At 59.2% G+C, this 20,858-nt stretch carries 21 protein-coding genes; 13 read left to right on the top strand and 8 right to left on the bottom strand.

Annotated elements, in window-relative coordinates; genetic code table 11:
• Positions 1-2: 2 nt before the first annotated feature.
• Positions 3-1,211: a bifunctional phosphopantothenoylcysteine decarboxylase/phosphopantothenate--cysteine ligase CoaBC gene (gene coaBC, locus FEZ21_RS04050; RefSeq protein ID WP_003437818.1), complete on the bottom strand. Its 1,209-nt coding sequence runs from the start codon at positions 1,209-1,211 to the stop codon at positions 3-5.
• Positions 1,212-1,333: 122 nt separating this feature from the next.
• Here coaBC and radC point away from each other — a divergent pair, with 122 nt between their 5' ends.
• The gene (gene radC, locus FEZ21_RS04045; protein WP_003437820.1) at positions 1,334-2,008 is read left to right on the top strand and encodes a DNA repair protein RadC; all 675 of its coding nucleotides are present in this window, start codon (positions 1,334-1,336) and stop codon (positions 2,006-2,008) included.
• 3 nt (positions 2,009-2,011) lie between these two features.
• On the opposite strand, the gene FEZ21_RS04040 is transcribed toward radC, so the two are convergent.
• Positions 2,012-3,598, bottom strand: coding sequence for an ABC transporter substrate-binding protein (locus tag FEZ21_RS04040; RefSeq protein ID WP_010656756.1), 1,587 nt, complete (start codon positions 3,596-3,598; stop codon positions 2,012-2,014).
• 512 nt (positions 3,599-4,110) lie between these two features.
• On the opposite strand from FEZ21_RS04040, the gene rpmB reads away from it, so the two are divergent.
• Both rpmB and rpmG read left to right on the top strand, forming a co-directional pair.
• Complete coding sequence (gene rpmB / locus FEZ21_RS04035; RefSeq protein ID WP_003437823.1) at positions 4,111-4,344, top strand: 50S ribosomal protein L28; 234 nt, start codon at positions 4,111-4,113, stop codon at positions 4,342-4,344.
• Positions 4,345-4,355: 11 nt separating this feature from the next.
• Positions 4,356-4,511: a 50S ribosomal protein L33 gene (rpmG, locus tag FEZ21_RS04030; protein ID WP_003437824.1), complete on the top strand. Its 156-nt coding sequence runs from the start codon at positions 4,356-4,358 to the stop codon at positions 4,509-4,511.
• Between the two features lie 173 nt (positions 4,512-4,684).
• Here the strand turns inward: rpmG and FEZ21_RS04025 are convergent, their stop codons facing one another.
• Entirely contained in the window at positions 4,685-5,047 is a 363-nt protein-coding gene (locus FEZ21_RS04025) for a cupin domain-containing protein (protein ID WP_003437825.1), read from the bottom strand.
• 238 nt (positions 5,048-5,285) lie between these two features.
• Between FEZ21_RS04025 and FEZ21_RS04020 the strand changes: the two genes are divergently transcribed.
• Complete coding sequence (locus FEZ21_RS04020; protein WP_003437826.1) at positions 5,286-6,779, top strand: aldehyde dehydrogenase; 1,494 nt, start codon at positions 5,286-5,288, stop codon at positions 6,777-6,779.
• 147 nt (positions 6,780-6,926) lie between these two features.
• Positions 6,927-8,072, top strand: coding sequence for an MFS transporter (locus FEZ21_RS04015; RefSeq protein WP_010656754.1), 1,146 nt, complete (start codon positions 6,927-6,929; stop codon positions 8,070-8,072).
• A 29-nt stretch (positions 8,073-8,101) separates the two neighbouring features.
• Here the strand turns inward: FEZ21_RS04015 and FEZ21_RS04010 are convergent, their stop codons facing one another.
• Both FEZ21_RS04010 and FEZ21_RS04005 read right to left on the bottom strand, forming a co-directional pair.
• Positions 8,102-9,637: a phospholipase D family protein gene (locus tag FEZ21_RS04010; protein WP_029612719.1), complete on the bottom strand. Its 1,536-nt coding sequence runs from the start codon at positions 9,635-9,637 to the stop codon at positions 8,102-8,104.
• A gap of 30 nt (positions 9,638-9,667) precedes the next feature.
• Complete coding sequence (locus tag FEZ21_RS04005) at positions 9,668-11,104, bottom strand: PLP-dependent aminotransferase family protein (RefSeq protein ID WP_003437829.1); 1,437 nt, start codon at positions 11,102-11,104, stop codon at positions 9,668-9,670.
• A gap of 169 nt (positions 11,105-11,273) precedes the next feature.
• Here FEZ21_RS04005 and FEZ21_RS04000 point away from each other — a divergent pair, with 169 nt between their 5' ends.
• Complete coding sequence (locus tag FEZ21_RS04000; protein WP_003437832.1) at positions 11,274-11,507, top strand: DUF1127 domain-containing protein; 234 nt, start codon at positions 11,274-11,276, stop codon at positions 11,505-11,507.
• A gap of 35 nt (positions 11,508-11,542) precedes the next feature.
• Here FEZ21_RS04000 and FEZ21_RS03995 read toward each other — a convergent pair whose 3' ends face one another.
• A complete protein-coding gene (locus FEZ21_RS03995; protein ID WP_003437833.1) occupies positions 11,543-12,844 on the bottom strand; it encodes an FAD-binding oxidoreductase in 1,302 nt (433 codons plus the stop codon).
• Positions 12,845-12,991: 147 nt separating this feature from the next.
• On the opposite strand from FEZ21_RS03995, the gene FEZ21_RS03990 reads away from it, so the two are divergent.
• Entirely contained in the window at positions 12,992-13,345 is a 354-nt protein-coding gene (locus FEZ21_RS03990) for a YkgJ family cysteine cluster protein (RefSeq protein ID WP_003437837.1), read from the top strand.
• A 50-nt stretch (positions 13,346-13,395) separates the two neighbouring features.
• On the opposite strand, the gene FEZ21_RS03985 is transcribed toward FEZ21_RS03990, so the two are convergent.
• Positions 13,396-13,884 (bottom strand): Lrp/AsnC ligand binding domain-containing protein, encoded by a 489-nt coding sequence (locus FEZ21_RS03985; protein ID WP_003437842.1) that lies wholly within the window; start codon positions 13,882-13,884, stop codon positions 13,396-13,398.
• Between the two features lie 156 nt (positions 13,885-14,040).
• Between FEZ21_RS03985 and dadA the strand changes: the two genes are divergently transcribed.
• The 6 genes from dadA (at position 14,041) to FEZ21_RS03955 (ending at position 20,189) form a co-directional block, all read left to right on the top strand.
• A complete protein-coding gene (gene dadA / locus FEZ21_RS03980; protein WP_003437843.1) occupies positions 14,041-15,342 on the top strand; it encodes a D-amino acid dehydrogenase in 1,302 nt (433 codons plus the stop codon).
• Positions 15,314-15,667, top strand: coding sequence for a RidA family protein (locus tag FEZ21_RS03975; RefSeq protein WP_003437845.1), 354 nt, complete (start codon positions 15,314-15,316; stop codon positions 15,665-15,667). The genes dadA and FEZ21_RS03975 overlap by 29 nt, the downstream gene beginning before the upstream one ends.
• A gap of 99 nt (positions 15,668-15,766) precedes the next feature.
• Complete coding sequence (alr, locus tag FEZ21_RS03970; RefSeq protein WP_160626490.1) at positions 15,767-16,840, top strand: alanine racemase; 1,074 nt, start codon at positions 15,767-15,769, stop codon at positions 16,838-16,840.
• A gap of 127 nt (positions 16,841-16,967) precedes the next feature.
• Positions 16,968-17,516, top strand: a complete 549-nt coding sequence (locus FEZ21_RS03965) for a cupin domain-containing protein (RefSeq protein ID WP_003437848.1) — start codon at positions 16,968-16,970, stop codon at positions 17,514-17,516.
• 180 nt (positions 17,517-17,696) lie between these two features.
• Entirely contained in the window at positions 17,697-18,110 is a 414-nt protein-coding gene (locus FEZ21_RS03960; protein WP_127196668.1) for a cytochrome c5 family protein, read from the top strand.
• Positions 18,111-18,257: 147 nt separating this feature from the next.
• Positions 18,258-20,189, top strand: a complete 1,932-nt coding sequence (locus FEZ21_RS03955) for an acetyl-CoA hydrolase/transferase C-terminal domain-containing protein (RefSeq protein ID WP_003437852.1) — start codon at positions 18,258-18,260, stop codon at positions 20,187-20,189.
• Between the two features lie 46 nt (positions 20,190-20,235).
• Here the strand turns inward: FEZ21_RS03955 and FEZ21_RS03950 are convergent, their stop codons facing one another.
• Entirely contained in the window at positions 20,236-20,808 is a 573-nt protein-coding gene (locus tag FEZ21_RS03950; RefSeq protein ID WP_003437854.1) for a xanthine phosphoribosyltransferase, read from the bottom strand.
• Positions 20,809-20,858 lie beyond the last annotated feature (50 nt).

Below are 20,858 nucleotides of genomic sequence, written 5' to 3'. Positions count from 1 at the left end.
AGTTAAACCTGGTTCAGACGTTCGGCGATAAAAGTGATCAGCTGGCGGGCAATTTTGCCCTTGCTGGTCTGGGCAAACACAGTGGCATGCAGTTGACGGTCAATCACGCTGCAGGCGTTTTCTTCGCTGTTGAAGCCGATGCTGGGGTTAGCCACATCGTTGGCCACAATCAGGTCGAGGTTTTTGTCTTTGAGCTTGCGCGCAGCGTAATCGAGCAAGTGCTCGGTCTCTGCGGCAAAGCCGACACTAAAAGGGCGGTCAGGGCGCGAAGCGATGGTGGCCAGAATGTCTGGATTGCGCACCATCTGCAGCAACAGGCCGTCACCCTTGGTAGGGTCTTTCTTGAGTTTCTGCGGGGCAACGACTTCCGGGCGGTAATCCGCGACTGCAGCGGACGCAATAAACACGTCACAGGGGATCGCCGCTTCACAGGCCGCGAGCATGTCGCGGGCACTGACCACATCGATCCGGCTCACCCGGTCCGGGGTCGGCAAGTGCACCGGCCCGGTAATCAGGGTTACCCGGGCACCGGCCTCAACCGCCGCTTCAGCCAGGGCAAAGCCCATTTTTCCGGAGCTGTGGTTGGTGATATAGCGCACCGGGTCGATGTTTTCCTGGGTCGGGCCTGCCGTAATCAGTACATGCTTGCCGGTCAACACCTGACGCTGAAAACACTCGGCGGCGCAGTGCACCAGATCATCGGCCTCAAGCATGCGGCCAAAGCCCACGTCACCGCAGGCCTGGCTTCCGGAAGCCGGACCAAACACGCGCAGGCCGCGGGTTTCAAGCAATCGGGTGTTGGCCTGGGTGGCCGGATCACGCCACATGGCCTGATTCATCGCCGGCGCAATGGCGACCGTCGCGTCAGTGGCCAGCACCAGGGTGGTCAGCAGATCATTGGCCAGGCCCTGGGCAAGACGGGCGATCAGGTCAGCCGTGGCTGGCGCGATCAGTACCAGATCAGCCCACTTGGCCAGCTCGATATGGCCCATCGCGGCTTCAGCCGCCGGGTCCAGCAAATCCAGGTGAACCGGGTGCCCGGACAGGGCCTGCATGGTCAGCGGAGTGATGAACTCGCTACCGCCACGGGTCATGACAACCCGCACTTCGGCGCCTTGATCCAGCAAACGGCGAACCAGCTCTGCACTCTTGTAAGCCGCGATGCCGCCGCCGACGCCCAAAACAATGCGTTTTCGATACAGCCGCTGCATAGGCCTGCCTTCTAGTTCGATGATGACTGCGCGGAAAATGGCCAAATGCCACGCAAAAATGATGGGCTAAGATAACACAGCGCCTGCCAGGGAACAGCGGCGCCCACTTACATGGAGGTGTTATGAGCATCAGGGATTGGCCGGCAGCAGAGCGGCCGCGCGAGAAGCTTTTAGAACACGGAGCATCCAGTCTTTCCGACGCCGAACTGCTGGCAATCTTCCTGCGCACCGGGGTCTCGGGCAAAAGCGCGGTCGACCTGGCACGGCATTTACTCGCTGAATTCGGCAGCCTGAGGGCCCTGCTCGAAGCCGACCTCGCCGGGTTCTGTCGCCAGCTGGGGCTCGGGCCGGCCAAGTTCAGCCAGTTGCAGGCGGTACTGGAGATGAGCCGCCGGCACCTGGCCGAGCGCCTGCGCCGGGACTCGGCGCTAGAAAGCCCGCAGGCCGTTCGTGACTATCTCAAGTCGTTACTGCGTCACGAACTCCACGAAGTGTTTGGCTGCCTGTTCATGGACTCCAAACACCGGATGCTGTCCTTTGAAGTGCTGTTCAGGGGCTCCATCGACAGTGCCAGCGTGTACCCGCGCCAGGTGGTCAAGCGCGCCCTCGCACATAACGCCGCAGCGGTGATTTTTTGCCACAACCACCCCTCGGGTGTCACCGAGCCCAGCCAGGCCGACCGCACCCTGACCAAGCGCCTGAGCGATGCGCTGGACCTGATCGAAGTGCGGGTTCTGGATCACTTTATCGTTGGCGACGGTGAACCGCTCTCAATGGTCGAACATGGCTGGATGTGACACTCAGGGCTTGATGCTGACCGTCGAAAAGTCCTGACGCCCGAACGGACTCACCTGATAACCCTGTACGTCTTTACGGGTAAGCGCGTAGGCCGTTGGGTGTGCCAGCGGCAGCCACAGCGCCTGCTGCTGAATCAGGGCCTGGGCCTTTTGATACAGCGCGCTGCGCTTGTCCTGGTCGGTGAGGGTTTTGCCCTCACTGATCAGGCTGTCCAGGGTCTTGTCGCAATAACGCGCAAAGTTGGTCCCGGACTTCACCGCGGCGCATGAAAACTGCGGAGTCAGGAAGTTGTCCGGGTCGCCGTTATCACCGGCCCAGCCCATGAACAACAGGTCGTGCTCACCCGCTTTGGCGCGACGGATCAATTCGCCCCATTCAATCACCCGGATGTCCGCCTTGATGCCCACCTTGCCCAGGTCCGCCTGCAGCAACTGCGCCCCAAGGCTTGGGTTCGGGTTCAGCACGCTTCCGGTCGGCCGGGTCCAGATGGTGGTTTTAAAGCCGTCCTTGAAGCCTGCACTGGCCAGCAGCTCTTTGGCTTTTTGCGGATCATGGGCATAGCCCGGCAAATCTTTGGCATAGCTCCAGGTCGTGGCCGGATAGATGCCATTGGCGGTCTGTGCACCGTTCTCGAACACCGCCTTGAGGTAAGTGTCTTTATCGAAGGCCAGATTGATCGCCTGCCGCACCTGGGGCTTGTCCAGTGGCGGATGCTGACTATTGATGGCCACAAAAGCAGTCATGAAAGCCGGGGTTTGCGCAACGCTCAACGCCGGGTCCTTGGTGGCGGCATCCACATCCAGCGGTTTGGGCGAGAGGGCAATCTGGCACTCATTGCGGCGCAATTTCTGCAGGCGCACGTTGGCGTCCGGGGTGATGGCAAAAATCAGCCCGTCGATGGCCGGCTTGCCCGCGAAATAGTCCGGGTTGGCCTTGTAACGCACCACCGCGTCTTTCTGGAAGCGCGAGAACACAAAAGGCCCGGTACCGATCGGCTGGCTGTTCATCAGCTCCGGCGTCCCGGCCTTGAGCAGTTTGTCGGCATATTCGGCCGAATAGATCGATGCAAAGCCCATACTCAGCGCCGGCAGGAACGTTGAATCCGGATGGCTGAGGGTAAAGCGCACGGTCAACGGATCCGGGGTTTCGATCTTTTTCACCAGCTGCGGCAGTTGCAAGGACTGCGCATGGGGGAAACCGCTTTGCGCCACCTTGTGCCACGGATTGTCCGGATCAAGCATGCGCTCGAAGCTGAAGCGCACGTCATCGGCATTCAGTTCACGGCTCGGGGTGAAATAAGGCGTGCTGTGAAACTTGACCCCGGGGCGTAATTTGAAGTCGTACACAAGACCGTCAGGGGACACTGACCAGCTTTGCGCCAGACTCGGCACCAACCTGGCAGCCCGGGCATCAAAATCCACCAGACGATTCATCAGCACGTCTGCCGAGGCATTGGTGGTCGTGAGCGAGTTGTACTGCACCACATCGAACCCTTCGGGGCTGGCCTCGGTGCAAACACTCAAGGTGGCCGCCTGAACCAGCGGACTCAGGCAAAAGGTAAGCAATAAGGGGGCGGCAGCGAGGCGCATGATCTGTTTCCTTTGCAAGTCGATGTGGCCCATCTGCAGGTGCAGTCTGGAAAAGACTAACCCTAGTGACCTGATGGACAAATGACTACTTTTTAATACGATCCGTTCCCTGTAGTGGCTGCCGAAGGCGCCTGCAGAGCTCGAAACGGGGGTATTTTCGGCCATATCAAGACCCGTCCGCCCTTGTCGCGGCCGTCGCCGACTGCAATAAAGCGCAATTTTCGCACTGAAACCTTTCATCTCGCGACGAGCGGTAAAACCCAAGCAGGCATAGGCTTTAGCGCGAAATGCCGTTAGACTGCCGACTTAATTAATTACAGCAAACCACAGTTCGTGTTGTTGCTCTTTAGTCTTTCTGGTATAAAGCAGCGCTCTTTTCTAGGGGCCCGGTTCCTTCGTTTGTAGGTGTAGCCGGTAAGACCCTTAAAGAAACGCGGCGCCTGGCGCCATGACTGAGAGATTAAGCGGCCAACCCATGCCGGGTTGGGCATGTGGTTTTAGAGGGCTGAGGCATGTCGAGAGTCTGTCAAGTTACCGGTAAGGGTCCGGTGACTGGGAATAACATTTCCCACGCAAATAACAAAACCCGTCGTCGTTTCCTGCCGAACCTGCAGCATCACCGCTTCTGGGTTGAAGAAGAGAAACGTTTTGTTCGTCTGCGCGTATCTGCTAAAGGCATGCGCATCATCGACAAGCGTGGCATCACTGTCGTGCTGGCCGAAATCCGCCGCGATGGCAAGATCTAAGGGAGCTAATCATGCGTGAATTGATCCGTTTGGTGTCGAGCGCTGGTACAGGCCATTTCTACACCACAGATAAGAACAAGCGCACCACTCCGGACAAAATCGAAATCAAAAAATTCGATCCGCGGGTTCGCAAGCACGTGATCTACAAAGAAGCCAAAATCAAGTAATTGGTTTTACTTCTTACAAAAAAGGCCCGCATCTCACGATACGGGCCTTTTTTGTTGCTCAGCGCTGACGGTTCAACGTGGGACCGGCACTTCCCTGCATTTCCCGGCCTGACTCAGTTTCATGGTCACCATTACCCCTCCTGCGCCACGATCCTCAGCCGCCATCTATCGGCTCAGGGTTTGTGTTCAAACACGACGTAAACTTTGCGACATGGCTCCAGCACTTCCCACGTGCCACTGAAGCCGGCAGGGATGACAAAGCGGTCACCGGCCCGCAGGGTCTTGGCGTTGCCTTCCTGGTCACGCAGAACTGAAACGCCCTGCAGAATTTCGCAATATTCATGCTCGGTGTAATTGACCGTCCAGTGCCCCACAGCACCTTCCCACACCCCCGCGCTCATCTGCCCGCAAGGGCTGTCGTAATGGTTGTGGACAACTTGCTCCGGATTACCCTTGAGCACTTTTTCCGGCGCAGGACTGAATCGGTCAGCCTGGGTTTTGGCAGTGCTGAAGTCGACGATTGTGGCAATGCTCATTATTTTTGTACCCCCGAAATTGCTGCGTGTGTGGTCAGAAAGACAAAAGCTGATGTTTATTAAAACGAACAAGCCTTGCCGTTTGCGACACATGTGTCAAATATATTGAAAGTTCCAGGGCCACTGGTTTAGGGTGGCGGATGTCTCGTACTGATCACTTTAGTGAATCGGACAGCATCCATGACGCGCCATGCCAAAGCCTGAGCGCTGCAATTCTTAATAAGAGGAGGACACTCGAATGACCACCCTGACGCGTGCTGATTGGGAACAACGGGCCAAACAGCTGAAAATCGAAGGTCGCGCCTACATCAACGGTGAATACACCGACGCGGTCTCCAATGAAACGTTCGAGTGTCTCAGCCCGGTCGACGGCCGCTTGCTGGGCAAAGTTGCCAGCTGCGATGCAGCTGACGCCCAGCGCGCCGTAGAAGTGGCACGCAAAACCTTTGAGTCGGGCGTCTGGTCGCGCCTGGCACCGGCCAAGCGCAAAGCCGCCATGATCCGCTTTGCCGATCTGCTCAAGCAAAACGCCGAAGAACTGGCCCTGCTTGAAACCCTGGACATGGGCAAGCCGATCAGCGACTCGCTGCACATCGACGTCCCCGGTGCAGCCGGTGCGCTGAGCTGGAGCGGTGAAGCCATCGACAAGATTTACGACGAGGTCGCCGCCACCCCCCACGACCAGTTGGGTCTGGTGACCCGCGAAGCGGTCGGCGTAGTCGCCGCCATCGTGCCATGGAACTTCCCGTTGATGATGGCCTGCTGGAAGCTCGGTCCGGCGCTGTCGACCGGTAACTCGGTAATCCTCAAGCCCTCCGAAAAATCGCCACTGACAGCCATCCGCATTGCGGCACTGGCCGTTGAAGCCGGCATTCCGGCTGGCGTCCTGAACGTCCTGCCAGGTTACGGCCACACTGTCGGCAAAGCCCTGGCCTTGCACATGGACGTCGACACCCTGGTGTTTACCGGTTCGACCAAAATTGCCAAGCAGTTGATGATCTATTCCGGCGAATCCAACATGAAGCGCATCTGGCTCGAAGCCGGCGGCAAGAGCCCGAACATCGTCTTCGCCGATGCTCCCGACCTGCAAGCCGCTGCCGAATCCGCTGCCAGCGCCATCGCCTTCAACCAGGGCGAAGTCTGTACCGCAGGTTCGCGCCTGCTGGTCGAGCGCTCCATCAAAGACAAATTCCTGCCGCTGGTGATCGAAGCGCTCAAGGACTGGAAGCCGGGCAATCCGCTGGACCCGGCCACCACCGTGGGCGCCCTGGTCGACACTCAGCAAATGAACACTGTGCTGTCGTACATCGAAGCCGGCCACAGCGAAGGCGCCAAACTGGTTGCCGGTGGCAAACGAATCCTGCAGGAAACCGGTGGCACCTACGTTGAGCCGACCATTTTCGACGGTGTGAGCAACGCGATGAAAATCGCCCAGGAAGAAATTTTTGGCCCGGTCTTGTCGGTTATCGCCTTCGACAGCGCCGCAGAAGCGATCCAGATTGCCAACGACACGCCATATGGCCTGGCGGCTGCAGTCTGGACAGCCGATATCTCCAAGGCTCACCTGACTGCCAAAGCCCTGCGCGCCGGTAGCGTATGGGTCAACCAATACGATGGCGGCGACATGACCGCTCCGTTTGGCGGCTTCAAACAGTCGGGTAACGGCCGTGACAAGTCGCTGCACGCATTCGACAAATACACCGAGCTGAAATCCACCTGGATCAAGCTGTAACACAACACTGGTAACACCCTGTGGGAGCGGGCTTGCCCGCGATGATCGCACCCGGTCTGCGCTATGGACCTCGGTGCTAGCATCGCGAGCAGCCGCTCCCACATTTGTTTCAAACCTTTATTTCTAGTTATCCACAGGAGCACAGCGATGCGTTGGGCGACTTACTTCGCCGTACTGGCCTCGGTACTCAGCGTCGGCCTGGCGCTGGGCGTGAGCATGCCGCTGGTGTCGTTCCGGCTCGAAAGCTGGGGTTACGGCGGGTTCGCAATTGGCGTGATGGCAGCCATGCCGGCAATCGGCGTGCTGGTGGGCGCCAGCCTGGCCAGCAAACTGGCCTCGCGCTTTGGTACGCCAGCCCTGATGCGTCTGTGTTTGTGGTGTGGCGCGCTGTCCATCGGGCTGCTGGCGTTGCTGCCCAGCTACCCGGTGTGGCTGGTGCTGCGACTGCTGATCGGGGTAGTGCTCACGATCATTTTTATTCTCGGTGAAAGCTGGATCAACCAACTGGTGGTCGAACAATGGCGCGGCCGCCTGGTCGCACTGTATGGCTCGGCCTACGCCTTGAGCCAACTCTCCGGGCCCCTGCTATTGGGCCTGGTTGGCTCTGAAGGGGACTACGGATTCTGGATCGGCGTAGCTCTGCTGACGCTGGCCCCCTTGCTGCTGATGGGCCGCGATGGCGCCCCCGTCACCGAAGCGTACAGCGTGACCTTCAAGGACTTGCTGGAGTTCTGTCGAGGCTTGCCGGCCATCGCCTGGGCTGTAGGGTTATTTGCGGCCTTTGAAGCCATGATTCTGACCCTGCTGCCGGTCTATTGCCTGCGTCAGGGCTTTACCGCCGACATCGCCCTGGCAATGGTCAGTACCGTGGTGGTGGGCGATGCCCTGCTGCAACTGCCGATTGGTGCGCTGGCCGACCGCCTGTCCCGGCGTTCGTTGTTCACCGGTTGCGCGGTGCTGCTGATGCTGTCGAGCCTGGCGGTGCCATTGTTGCTCAATACCCTGTTGATCTGGCCGCTGTGGGTGATTTTCGGCGCCAGCGCAGGCGGCCTGTTCACCCTGTCGTTGATTCTGATCGGTGAGCGCTACCGTGACGACGCGCTGGTACGTGCCAATGCCCACATTGCACAGCTATGGGGCATTGGCTGCCTGATCGGGCCGCTGGCCGCAGGTGCTGGCAGCCAGTGGATCAGCGGCCATGCCTTGCCGCTGTTCATGGCCGCCGGAGCCTTGGTGCTGGTGATCCTGGTGTTGCGCCAGGGCGCCTTTGGCGCAGAGCAAACAGCCGCATAAAACACGCGCCTGCAGAGGGGCCTGGGTGGTTACAACATTTTCTCCAGCCCCACGCTCTTGCTGAACCAGGCGTTCAGCCGGCGCCACCAGTTGCCCGGCTCGTGGCTCAACGCATGTAACCGGCCATTGTCTTCGGTTACCCAGACGATCTTGCCCTGCTCCAGGGTCGGCTCGTAGCTCAAGGCCGGCGACATGCCCTGCAACGCCAGCTTGCGCGCCTCGTCCGCCAGCTGCGGGCTGTCCACCAGCACCCCGACCTCGGTGTTCCACAAGCCCGAACGCGGGTCGAAATTGAACGAGCCGATAAAGGATTTTTGCCCGTCGAAAATCATCGCCTTGCTGTGCAGGCTCGAATCGCTGCTCATCCCGTGTTTAAACAGATGCGGACCGCTGCCCGGGTGGCTGCCGGGCTGGCGCCGCAGCTCAAAGAGCTTGACCCCATGCTCCAGCAACGCCTTGCGATAGGGGGCATAGCCGCCATGCACCACCGGCACGTCCGTGGCTTCCAGGGAGTTGGTCAATAAACGTACATCGACCCCGGCATCCGCACGGCCCGTCAGGTACACCAGCCCGGTTTCACCCGGCACAAAGTAGGCCGAGACCAGAATCAGCTCTTTGTTCACCCCGGCCAGTTCCGGCGCCAGTTGCGTGGTCAGCAACAAATGCGGATCCGGCTCGTCCTTGGCCAGCACCTTGCTCGGTGCATCCCACAAGGCCTGACCCCAGGCCCAGATCAGCTCTTTGCGCCAGGTATCCAGCTGCGGGCTGGTTTCATACGAAGCCAGTTGCTGGTACAGCGTGTTGTTGCGTTGTTGTGCCAGTTTGAGCGACGCCTCGAGTTTTTCCCGCGCCCTGGCCAGCTCCGACCGGGACAGCCGTGCCGAAACAAAATCACCAATGGGCTGGCTCAGGGCACTGTTCCAGTATTGATCGAAGCTGTACCCCAGTTGCTCAGCCACCGGCCCCACTCCGAGCAGGTCGATGTCGGTGAAATTCAGATCCGGCTGAGCATCGAAATACTCATCGCCCAAATTCCGCCCGCCGACAATCGCCGCACTGTTATCGGCCAGCCACAGCTTGTTGTGCATGCGCCGGTGCTGGCGCGAAAGATTGAATAGCCGGCCCATCGCCCGGGTCACCCCCGTGCCACGTCCCAATTGCAGCGGATTGAACAGGCGGACCTGAATATTGGGATGGGCCGCCAGGGTGGCCAGAATATCGTCCAGGCCATCGCTGGCGGTGTCGTCGAGCAGCAGTCGTACCCTCACCCCGCGATCTGCCGCCTTGAGCAGCTCATCAACCAGCATCCGCGTACTCAGCCCGTCGTGGACGATGTAGTACTGCAGATCAAGACTGCTCTGCGCATTGCGGATCAGCTCTGCCCGGGCCCGGAAGGCTTCGCCGCTGTTGGGCAATAAACGGAACCCCGAGCGGCCCCGGTAGGGCGCCGCCTGAGCCATGATCGAGCGGCCAAAGGATGAATCCACCGCGGGGGTAGCCTGACTTGACTCTCGAGGTACATCCAAGGTGCTACAACCTCCCAGCAACAGCGCGAAAAACAACATGCAGAGTGATTTCAACGTACGGTGCCCCGTTCAACTGTCCGCGTGACCGGCCGCCTGAGCCCACAATTTGCTGGCCGTTTCACCGACCTTGCGCACGGCCTCTTCAATCTGCAGCGTTGGCTTGGCAGCGTAGTTCATGCGCAAGCAATTACGGTACTTGCCCGAGGCAGAAAAGATGCTGCCCACCGCGACCTGCACCCCCTGCTCAAGCAGCGCGCGATTGAGGCGCAAGCTATCAAACCCCTCGGGCAGTTCAAGCCACAGCATAAAACTGCCCTGAGGCCGGCTGGCGCGGGTACCGGGTGGAAAGTAGCGGCTGATCCAGCCCAGCATCAAATCGCGATTGCGCTGATATTGGGTGCGCATTTTGCGCAGGTGCGGCTCGAAATGACCGTTTTTCAAAAAGTCGGCAACCGCCAGCTGCGGCTGCGGCGCGGTGGAGCCGGTGGAGATGTACTTCATGTGCAGCACCCGCTCCAGATAACGGCCCGGCGCGACCCAGCCTACCCGCAGGCCCGGGGCCAGGGTCTTGGAGAACGAGCTGCACAGCAGCACCCGACCGTCATCGTCGAACGACTTGATGGTCCGCGGGCGAGGGTAGGTGTAGGCCAGCTCACCGTAGACATCGTCTTCGATAATGGCCACGTCAAAGCGCTGGGCCAGGGTCACCAAGGCCCGTTTGCGCGCCTCGGGCATGATGTAGCCCAGCGGATTGTTGCAACTGGGGGTGATCTGGATTGCCTTGATCGGCCACTGCTCCAGCGCCAGCTCCAGCGCATCCAGGCTGATGCCGGTCAGCGGGTCGGTGGGTATCTCCAGCGCCTTCATGCCCAACCCTTTGAGGGTTTGCATGGCGCCGTGAAAGCTCGGCGAATCGACCGCCACAATATCTCCCGGCTCACACACCGCCCGAATACTGCATGACAGCGCTTCATGGCAGCCAGTGGTGATCACTATCTCGTCGGGGCTCAACTGACAGCCCGAGTCGAGCAGCAGGCGCGCCAGTTGCTCGCGCAGGGCCAGCACCCCGTAGACGTTGTCGTAATACAGGCCGGGCAAGTCCAGGCGGCGACTGATTTGCGCCAGGCTGCGCAACAACGGCTTGATGGTCGGCACAGTAACGTCGGGCATGCCGCGCCCCAGTTGAATCACATCCTTTTGCGGCACCGAGCGCACCAGTTCCAGCACCTGCTCCCACTGGGAAATTTCCACCGGCCGCTGAGCGGGCTTGCCCATGCCCGGCAAGGCCGGCAACTGGCGCTCCATCGGTACAAAGTATCCGGACTTGGGGCGCGGCGAAGCCAGGCCATTGTCCTCCAGCAACCGATACGCCTGCTGCACCGTACTCAGGCTCACACCATGTTCGGCGCTTAATGCACGCACTGAAGGCAAGCGGTCGCCGGGGCGATAAAAGCCCTGTTCGATGCGCGTACCGAGCAGGTCGGCGAGGTTGACGTATAGAGTCATGGCGGTGCTCTCGAAAGATTGACCGGTACAGATGGGCTATAAACCGAGGATTCAGGCTCTAAAAAGACGAATCTGTATGCATATAAAAACAGTTTGCTGAATCTGTCATGGTTTTTGACGCAAGGCCATCATGCTGACTCATAGCAACCGAGTCAAAAGGAGCTGGCGAATGAATGGTTTAAGCGATGTGCGTCTGACGTTACACGGCCCGCAATTACAGGCTGAGCACGAATCTTTTCAGGTCGTCAGTTCACCTGCCGCTTTAAGCCGCTGGGGCCTGTTCTGTCACCGCTCACGCACCCGCCGGGCCTTGCTCCAGCTGGATGCACAGCAGCTGCGGGACGTGGGTTTGAGCCCGGAGCTGGCCCTGCGCGAAGGCTGCAAACCGTTCTGGCGCTCTTGACCTGACTGGCAGCAGCGAGCGCCCAGGGGGGCGGGTTAACCCAGCTCTTTGAGCCGATGCCACAACATGCCCAGCGCCAGCAACGGCGAACGCAGGTACTTGCCGCCCGGAAAGGTGATGTGCGGGACTTTGGCGAACAGGTCAAAACCGTGGCTTTGCTGGCCGCTGATGGCCTCGGCCAGCAGCTTGCCGGCCAGGTGCGTGGCGTTCACCCCATGTCCTGAATACGCCTGGGCGAAATACACGTTGGGCTGATCCGGCAGACGACCGATCTGCGGCAAGCGGTTGGCGCCAATACCAATCATCCCGCCCCACTGGTAATCGATTTTTACATTGGCCAGGTGCGGGAACACTTCGAGCATTTTCGGCCGCATGTAAGCGCCGATGTCCTGCGGGTCGCGGCCTGAGTAGTGGCAGGCACCACCGAACAGCAAACGCCGGTCCGCCGAAAGCCGGTAATAATCCAGCGCCACACGCTGATCGCATACCGCCATGTTCTGCGGCAACAAAGCATGAGCCTGGGCTTCACTCAACGGCTCGGTGGCAATGATGTAACTGCCCGCAGGCAGTACTTTGCCACTGAGTTGCGGGTTGAGATCCTTGAGATAGGCATTGCAGCCCAGCACCAGGCTCCTGGCCCGCACCGATCCCTGAGCCGTATGCACACGCACTTCAGGGCCGTAATCGATCCGGGTTACCGCGCTGTTTTCGAACAGCTTCACGCCCAATTGCGCCGCGACGGCGGCTTCACCCAGCGCCAGGTTAAGCGGGTGCAAATGACCCGAGCCCATGTCGACCAGGCCTCCGACATAACGGTCCGAACCCACCACACTGTGCACTTCGTTGGCTTGCAGCAAACGGGTCTGGTGGCGATAACCCAAACCGCGCAATTCTTCGGCCTCTTCGGCAAAACCTTCCAGGTCGCGAGGCTTGTTGGCCAGGTCGCAATAACCCCAGGTCAGGTCGCAGGCAATGTTGTAGCGTTCGACCCGCTGGCGCACGATTTCCACCGCCTCCAAGCCCATCAACTTCATTTGCCGCACACCGTCCTTGCCGATGATCCCTTCAAACTGCTCAAGCCCGTGGCCGACGCCACGAATCAGTTGCCCGCCATTGCGCCCGCTGGCGCCCCAGCCGATCTTGTGCGCTTCGAGCACAATCACGCTCATGCCGCGCTCGGCCAGTTCCAGCGCCGTGTTCAGGCCGGAAAAGCCGCCGCCCACCACGCACACATCAGCCACATGCTCACCTTGCAGCACCGGATGATCGGGCTGCGGCAGACTGCTGGCGGCGTAATAAGAAGCGGTGTGCTGGCTGCGCGGATCCGGGGCGCTCATGTGATTAATCCTGATTATTCATGTTAGAAAAATTTGACGGAGCATAAGCCCGGCCCTTCCTGCGGGGCAAGAACAGCCGGACGGCCCTGTCTAGAGTGAGGCTTTTCGGGCAGACTCTGCGGCCTTTTCAAATCCGGTGAGCCTTAGATGAGCTGTAACAGTCATAAAATCCGCTTTCTCAGGCAGCAGATCCCGTCGTTCGAATGCGTTCCGGGTTGCCATGACTGCTGCGGGCCCGTGACCACCTCATCTGAAGAAATGGCCCGCCTGCCACGCAAGACCGCTGCCGAACAAGAGGCGGCCATGGACGAGCTGAACTGCGTACACCTGGGCCCCAATGGCTGCACTGTGTATGAAGAGCGCCCGCTGATCTGCCGTCTGTTTGGCACCACCCCGACCTTGCCGTGCCCTAACGGCCGCCGCCCGGTGGAAATGATCCATCCTTCGGCGGAGAAGCTGGTGCATGAATACATCGCCAGTACCCGCCAGGTGCTGGTCTAGAACCTTCCTGCCCCTGCAGGAGCAAGCTCGCTCCTGCAGAGCCCCGGGGGTCAATCCGGGATCGGCAAATTCAGGCTCTCTTTCACCTCTTCCATCACGATATAGCTCTTGGACTCACGCACGTGGGGCAGTTTGAGCAAGATATCGCCCAGCAGTTTGCGGTACGAGGCCATCTCGCTGATCCGCGCCTTGACCAGATAGTCGAAGTCACCCGACACCAGATGACACTCCAGTACGTGGGGCAATTTCAGCACTGCACGGCGGAATTCTTCAAAAGTATCGCCTGACTTGTAGTCGAGGCTGATTTCGACGAACACCAGCAAACTGCCCTGCAAATGCTGGGGGTTGAGCCGGGCGTTGTAGCCCATGATGATCCCTTCGCGTTCCAGCCTGCGTACCCGCTCGGTACAGGGCGTGGTCGACAACCCTACCTTCTCTCCAAGCTCGGTAAACGAGATCCGGCCATCGGCCTGCAGGATGCGCAAAATGTTGCGATCGATCTTGTCCAGTTCACGCTTTGTCTGATGATTTGTACGCATAGGAGAATCTCCTTTGTAAAAAGCGTTTTGGCCGAGAATTGTCGCCAAATATAGCTTTTTATACAGTGAAATCCACTGGCAAATGCTTCTTATACTGCGCTCATCTTCGCTTTGAACAATAAACGTCTGCGGCTGGCCGCGATGAGGGAAATAAATATGCGAGTTATGGTATTGGGTGGCGGCGTTATTGGTACTGCCAGCGCCTATTATCTGGCCCGAGCCGGTTTCGATGTAGTCGTCGTAGACCGTCAGCCAGCCGTTGCGATGGAAACCAGCTTTGCCAACGCCGGCCAGGTATCCCCGGGCTATGCATCGCCATGGGCCGCGCCGGGCGTTCCGCTCAAGGCGATCAAATGGCTGCTCGAGCGCCACGCGCCCCTGGCGATCAAGGCCACCACCAATATCGACCAGTACCTGTGGATGGCGCAGATGCTGCGCAACTGCACCGCCAGCCGCTATGCCGTGAACAAGGAGCGCATGGTGCGTTTGTCCGAGTACAGCCGCGACTGCCTCGATGAACTGCGCGCCGAAACCGGTATTGCCTACGAGGCTCGCAACCTCGGTACCACTCAATTGTTCCGCACCCAGGCCCAACTGGACGGCGCAGCCAAAGATATCGCCGTACTCAAGGAGTCCGGGGTGCCTTACGAGCTGCTCGACCGTGCGGGTATCGCCCGGGTTGAGCCGGCACTGGCCGGTGTCACTGACATTCTGGCCGGCGCCCTGCGCCTGCCGAATGACCAGACAGGTGACTGTCAGATGTTCACCACCCGCCTGGCTGAAATGGCTAAAAACCTGGGTGTCGAATTCCGCTTCGGTCAGGATATCCAGCACCTGGACTTCGCGGGCGATCGCATCAATGGCGTAATGATCGACGGCAAGCTCGAAACCGCTGACCGCTACGTACTGGCCCTGGGCAGCTACTCACCGCAAATGCTCAAGCCACTGGGCATCAAGGCCCCGGTTTACCCGCTCAAAGGCTACTCGCTGACCATCCCGATCACCGATCCGGCCATGGCCCCCACCTCGACCATTCTGGATGAGACCTACAAAGTCGCCATCACCCGTTTCGACAACCGTATCCGTGTCGGCGGCATGGCCGAGATAGCCGGTTTTGACCTGTCGCTCAATCCACGCCGGCGTGAAACCCTGGAGATGATCGTCAATGATCTTTATCCTCGGGGCGGTGATTTGAGCCAGGCCAGTTTCTGGACCGGCCTGCGCCCGACCACTCCGGACGGCACGCCGATCGTGGGCCCGACGCCATTTAAAAACCTGTTCCTGAACACCGGTCATGGCACACTCGGCTGGACCATGGCCTGCGGCTCCGGTCGCTTCCTCGCTGACGTGATGGCCAAAAAGACGCCACAGATCAGCGCCGAAGGCCTTGATATTTCCCGTTACGGAAACCACCAGGAGACTGCAAAACATGGCAATCCAGCGCCAGCTCACCAATGAACGCATGAGCCAGATCGTGGCTCACAACGGCACTGTTTACCTGTCAGGGCAAGTAGGCAATGACATGTATGCCGGGGTCGAGCAACAAACCCGCGAAACCCTGAAAAATATCGAGCACCTGCTGGACCTGGCGGGCACCGACAAAAGCCACATCCTGTCGGTCACCATCTACCTCAAGAACATCGATGCCGACTTTGCCGGCATGAACAGTGTCTGGGACGAGTGGCTGCCTAAAGGCGTACAGCCTGCACGCGCAACGGTCGAAGCCAAGCTGTGTGAACCGGAAATTCTGGTGGAACTGTCGGTTATCGCGGCACTGCCATAACACCCTTGATGTCATAACTGTCCCTCTTCCGGTGCCACCGTGGTCAAGCCACGGGTTGGCGCCGGTTTTTTATTCAACAGCCGTTAGAAGCCCGCCGCCATGCGCCCAGCCCGTGCCCTGATCGACCTTCAAGCCCTGCGTCATAACTACCAACTGGCCCGTGAAGTGACGGGGGCCAAAGCCCTCGCCGTGATCAAGGCCGACGCCTACGGCCATGGCGCCGTTCGTTGCGCCCAGGCCCTGGAGGCTGAAGCCGACGGCTTTGCTGTTGCCTGTATCGAAGAAGCCCTGGAACTGCGCGCTGCCGGCATTCGCGCCCCTATTCTGCTGCTTGAAGGTTTTTTTGAAGCAGATGAACTGCCGCTGATCGTCGAGCACGACTTCTGGTGCGTGGTGCATTCGCTGTGGCAGCTCGACGCGATCGAGCAGGCCCGCCTCCCCAGACCGATTCAGGTGTGGTTAAAACTCGACAGCGGCATGCACCGCGTCGGCTTGCACCCGCATGATTACAAAGCCGCCTACCAGCGCCTGCAGGCCAGCGGCAAAGTGGCAAAAATCGTACTCATGAGCCACTTCGCCCGCGCCGATGAACTGGACTGCAGCCGCAGTGAAGAACAGCTGGCGGTGTTTCAGGCGGCCCGTGCGGACTTGTCTGCCGAAGTCAGCTTGCGCAACTCGCCGTCGATCCTTGGCTGGCCAACCACCCCAAGTGACTGGGTCCGTCCGGGGCTCATGCTGTACGGGGCAACCCCGTTTGAAGAGCCGCAGGCTCAAGCTTCCCGCCTGCAGCCAGTGATGACCCTGGAATCCAGAGTCATTTGCGTACGCGAATTGCCGGCAGGCGAGCCGGTGGGCTACGGCGCCAGATTCATCACCACCCGACCAATGCGCGTCGGCGTAGTGGCCATGGGTTATGCCGATGGCTACCCGCGTCAGGCGCCCACCGGCACCCCGGTACTGGTGGCCGGTGTACGCAGCCAGCTGCTGGGGCGGGTGTCGATGGACATGCTGTGCATTGATCTCACGGATGTGCCGCAAGCCGGCCTCGGTTCACCCGTCGAGTTGTGGGGCAAAACCATCCTCGCCAGTGAGGTGGCGGCCAAGGCTGACACCATTCCTTACCAGATTTTTTGCAACCTGAAACGAGCCCCGCGCCTCTATTCCGGGAACTGATGAGTTGTATCCAATGTGCGGAGCAAAATGGGTGTACAGGTTTTAAGTCGAAGTGTTGTAAATACTGAACGCTATCGCCATGATGGCGGCTTCTCGACCTGAACCTGACCCCTAGGAGGCTCCCGCATTGGACGTCGGTGAACGACTGCAATCCATCCGCAAACTTAAAGGCCTGTCACAGCGTGAACTCGCCAAGCGTGCGGGCGTCACTAACAGCACTATTTCGATGATCGAAAAAAACAGCGTGAGCCCTTCAATAAGCTCCCTGAGAAAAGTGCTGAGTGGCATTCCAATGTCCATGGTCGAATTTTTTTCCGAAGAGATCCTTCAAGAAAAACCGACGCAAATTGTCTACAAAGCCAATGAATTGATCGACATTTCAGATGGTGCCGTGACCATGAAACTGGTCGGCAAGGCGCATCCGAGTCGGGCCATCGCATTTCTTAACGAAATCTATCCACCGGGCGCCGATACCGGGGACGAAATGCTGACCCACGAAGGCGAAGAAACCGGAATCCTGGTGGAAGGCCGTCTGGAGTTGACCGTAGGTCTTGAGACCTTCGTGCTCGAAGCCGGCGACAGCTACTATTTCGAAAGCTCCAAGCCGCACCGTTTTCGCAATCCGTTCGATGTCGCAGCGCGACTAATCAGCGCAGCCACCCCGGCGAATTTCTAAGAAAAGAGGCGCCCTGCTTATGGGCAGAGGCATCCGCAGCTGCATTTCGCCATCTCTATTCCCCCTTTGTCTTTAGGGTTGTTTCAGAGTGGCGGGCTAACCGTTATACTTTTGCCGCCCGCGAAACCGTGGTTGTGGGCGTGAATAGCCACCATTGAGGGTGTACGCGTGAACCTAATTATGAAAATGCTGGCCGTACCAGCAACTGTATTGGCCCTTTGGGCAGTCAACGCTCAAGCGGCAACAAACGATGACATCGCAAAACGTCTCGAGCCTGTAGGCAAAGTCTGTGTTCAGGGCGAAGAATGTAAAGGTATGGATGTCGTCGCTTCAGCTGGTGGCGGCGGTGCTCAAAGCCCGGACGACATCATTGCCAAGCATTGCAACGCGTGCCACGGCACAGGTTTGCTGGGCGCACCGAAAATCGGTGACACCGCAGCCTGGAAAGAACGTGCCGATCACCAGGGCGGCCTCGATGGCATCCTGGCCAAGGCCATCACCGGGATCAACGCCATGCCGCCAAAAGGCACGTGCATGACCTGTACCGATGAAGAACTGAAAGGCGCCATCGAGAAGATGTCCGGCTTGAAGTAAGCCGATCTTCACCAGAAAAGCCGCTGATGGGCGGCTTTTTTGTGCCTGAAATTTGCTCCGGCACGCCCTTGATCCTCCTTGCTCTTTGCAACCAAGACCGGTCACTCTCTGTCACATCTCTATACACGGATGGTCTTGGAGGGTCAGATGGTGCAGTCCTGTTCGATCGAGCGCGCAGTCGATGATGTGCTCGCACGTTTGCCGATGCATATTCACCTCGGCTTGCCGCTGGGTCTGGGCAAGGCCAACCGGTTCGTTAACGCGCTATATCGGCGCATCAAGTTGCTGCCCGAGCGCCGGCTGACGATTTACACCGCCCTGAGCCTTGGTCGCCCGCCCCTGGGTGACGGTTTGCAGCGCCGCTTTCTCGAGCCCTTTGTGGAGCGGGTGTTTGGCGACTATATCGAACTGGATTATCTCGCCGACCTGCATCGCAACAGCATGCCGGGCAACATTCACGTCGAGCAGTTCTTTATGCAGCCGGGCAGCCTGCTCAATAGCCCCGCGGCGCAACAGGATTACGTCAGCAGCAACTACAGCCATGCCGCCCGCGATATCAACGCCAACGGCTTGAATCTGGTGGCGCAGATGGTCGCCCGTGATCCCCTGGATGCCACTCGCCTGAGCCTGAGCTGCAACCCCGATGTCACCCTCGATTTACTGCCCATGATCGCCAGACGCCGGGCCGCGGGCGAAACCATTCTGATACTGGGCCACGTGCACAGCGACTTGCCCTACATGCCCGGGGACTCTGAACTCGACATCGAAGATTTTGACCTGCTGATCGACGAGGATGAGCACACCACGCTGTTTTCTACCCCCAATATGCCGGTGAGCCAGCAAGACCATTTTATCGGCCTGCACGCCAGCACTCTGGTGCGTGATGGCGGCACGCTACAGATTGGCATTGGTTCGATGGGCGATGCGCTGAGCGCCGCGTTGCTCGCGCGTCAGGGCGATAATGACGGCTACCGGGCCTTGCTCGGCGATATCGATATAACCCCATGGCGCTCGCTGATTGAACGCGAAGGCGGGGTCGAACCGTTCGCCCGGGGCCTGTATGGCTGTAGCGAGATGTTTGTGCACGGGCTGATGGTGTTGGCGGACGCAGGTATTGTGCGGCGCAAGGTGTACCCGGATGTCGAGCGTCAGACGCAGGCCAATGCCGGCACCCTGGACGAAAGCCTGCACCGCGATGGCATCAGCGTACACGGCGGCTTCATCCTTGGTCCGGCCAGCTTTTACCAGCGCCTGAGGGAGTTGCCACTGAGCAGGCGTAGCGAATTCAACATGACCGCCATCAGCTACATCAACGAACTGTATGGCCAGGAAGACCTGAAGCGCTTGCAGCGGCGCGATGCGCGTTTTGTGAACAGCGCGTTCACCGCCACCTTGCTCGGGGCCGCCGTCGCCGATCAACTGGAAGACGGCCGCGTACTCAGCGGGGTCGGCGGCCAATACAACTTTGTGGCCCAGGGCCATGCGCTGCATGACGCGCGCTCGGTGATCATCCTGCGCAGCTGGCGCGAATCGGGAGGCGATGTGAGTTCCAACATCGTCTGGGAATATGGCCACTGCACCATTCCCCGGCATTTGCGCGACATCGTGATAACCGAATACGGCATCGCTGATCTGCGCGGCAAGACCGATCGTCATGTGATCGAGGCGATGCTGTCCATCACCGATTCACGCTTCCAGACCGAACTGATCGAACAGGCACAGCAAATCGGCAAATTGCCCAAGGACTTTTGCCTCGATCCGCGATTTGCCGACAACAGTCCGCAGCGCCTGCAATCGATTGCCGCGCGCCACCCGCATTTATTCCCGGAGTACCCGCTGGGCAGCGATTTCAGCACCCAGGAGCAAGACCTGCTGCGGGCGTTGAACTGGCTCAAGAGCAAATTCAAACTCACGCAGATCTATGAACTGGGCAAAGCCACGCTGGACGCACCTGCAGCGCAAGCATTCCCCGAACACCTCTCGCGCATGGGGCTTGAAAAGCCCGAAGGTCTGCGCGAAGAGCTGTATCAGCGCCTGCTGCTGGCAGGTTTGCAGGCGACCGCAAAGACCGGCATCTGACACCTGTCACCTGCAGGAGCGTGCTCCTGCAGGGAGGGCAGCGGTATCAGTCGATAAAGGTCACTTTACCGTCAGCCAGGGATTTAACCCGTGCCAACGATTCAACGCGATAACCCTGCGCGTCCAGTTCAGCACGACCGCCCTGGAACGACTTCTCGATCACGATACCCAGACCGGCAACCGTTGCGCCCGCTTGCTTGATAATCGAAATCAGCGCCTGGGAAGCTTTGCCGTTGGCCAGGAAATCGTCGATCACCAGCACGCGATCGGTGCTGGTCAGGTGACGCGGAGAAATCGCCACAGTGCTTTCGGTTTGCTTGGTGAACGAATACACCGTGGCCGACAGCAGGTTTTCAGTCAGGGTCAGGGACTGGTGCTTACGCGCGAAAATCACCGGTACACCCAGGTTCAGGCCCGTCATCACCGCCGGGGCGATGCCCGATGCTTCGATGGTAACGATCTTGGTGATGCCCGCATCCTTGAACAAACGCGCGAATTCATCGCCAATCTGCTTCATCAGGTACGGATCAATCTGATGGTTCAAAAAGGCGTCGACCTTCAAAACCTGATCGGAAAGCACGATGCCTTCTTCGCGAATTTTCTTGTGCAGTGCTTCCAACGTAACGTCCTCAAATAGCGCTTATGCGCTGAAGGTAGAGTAAAAAATAG

Origin of the sequence: Pseudomonas sp. 9.1(2019) (assembly GCF_009910445.1) — a bacterium.
Taxonomy (GTDB): domain Bacteria; phylum Pseudomonadota; class Gammaproteobacteria; order Pseudomonadales; family Pseudomonadaceae; genus Aquipseudomonas; species Aquipseudomonas paraversuta.
Note: the sequence above shows the minus strand (reverse complement) of the source record. Positions and strands in the feature narration are given on the sequence as shown.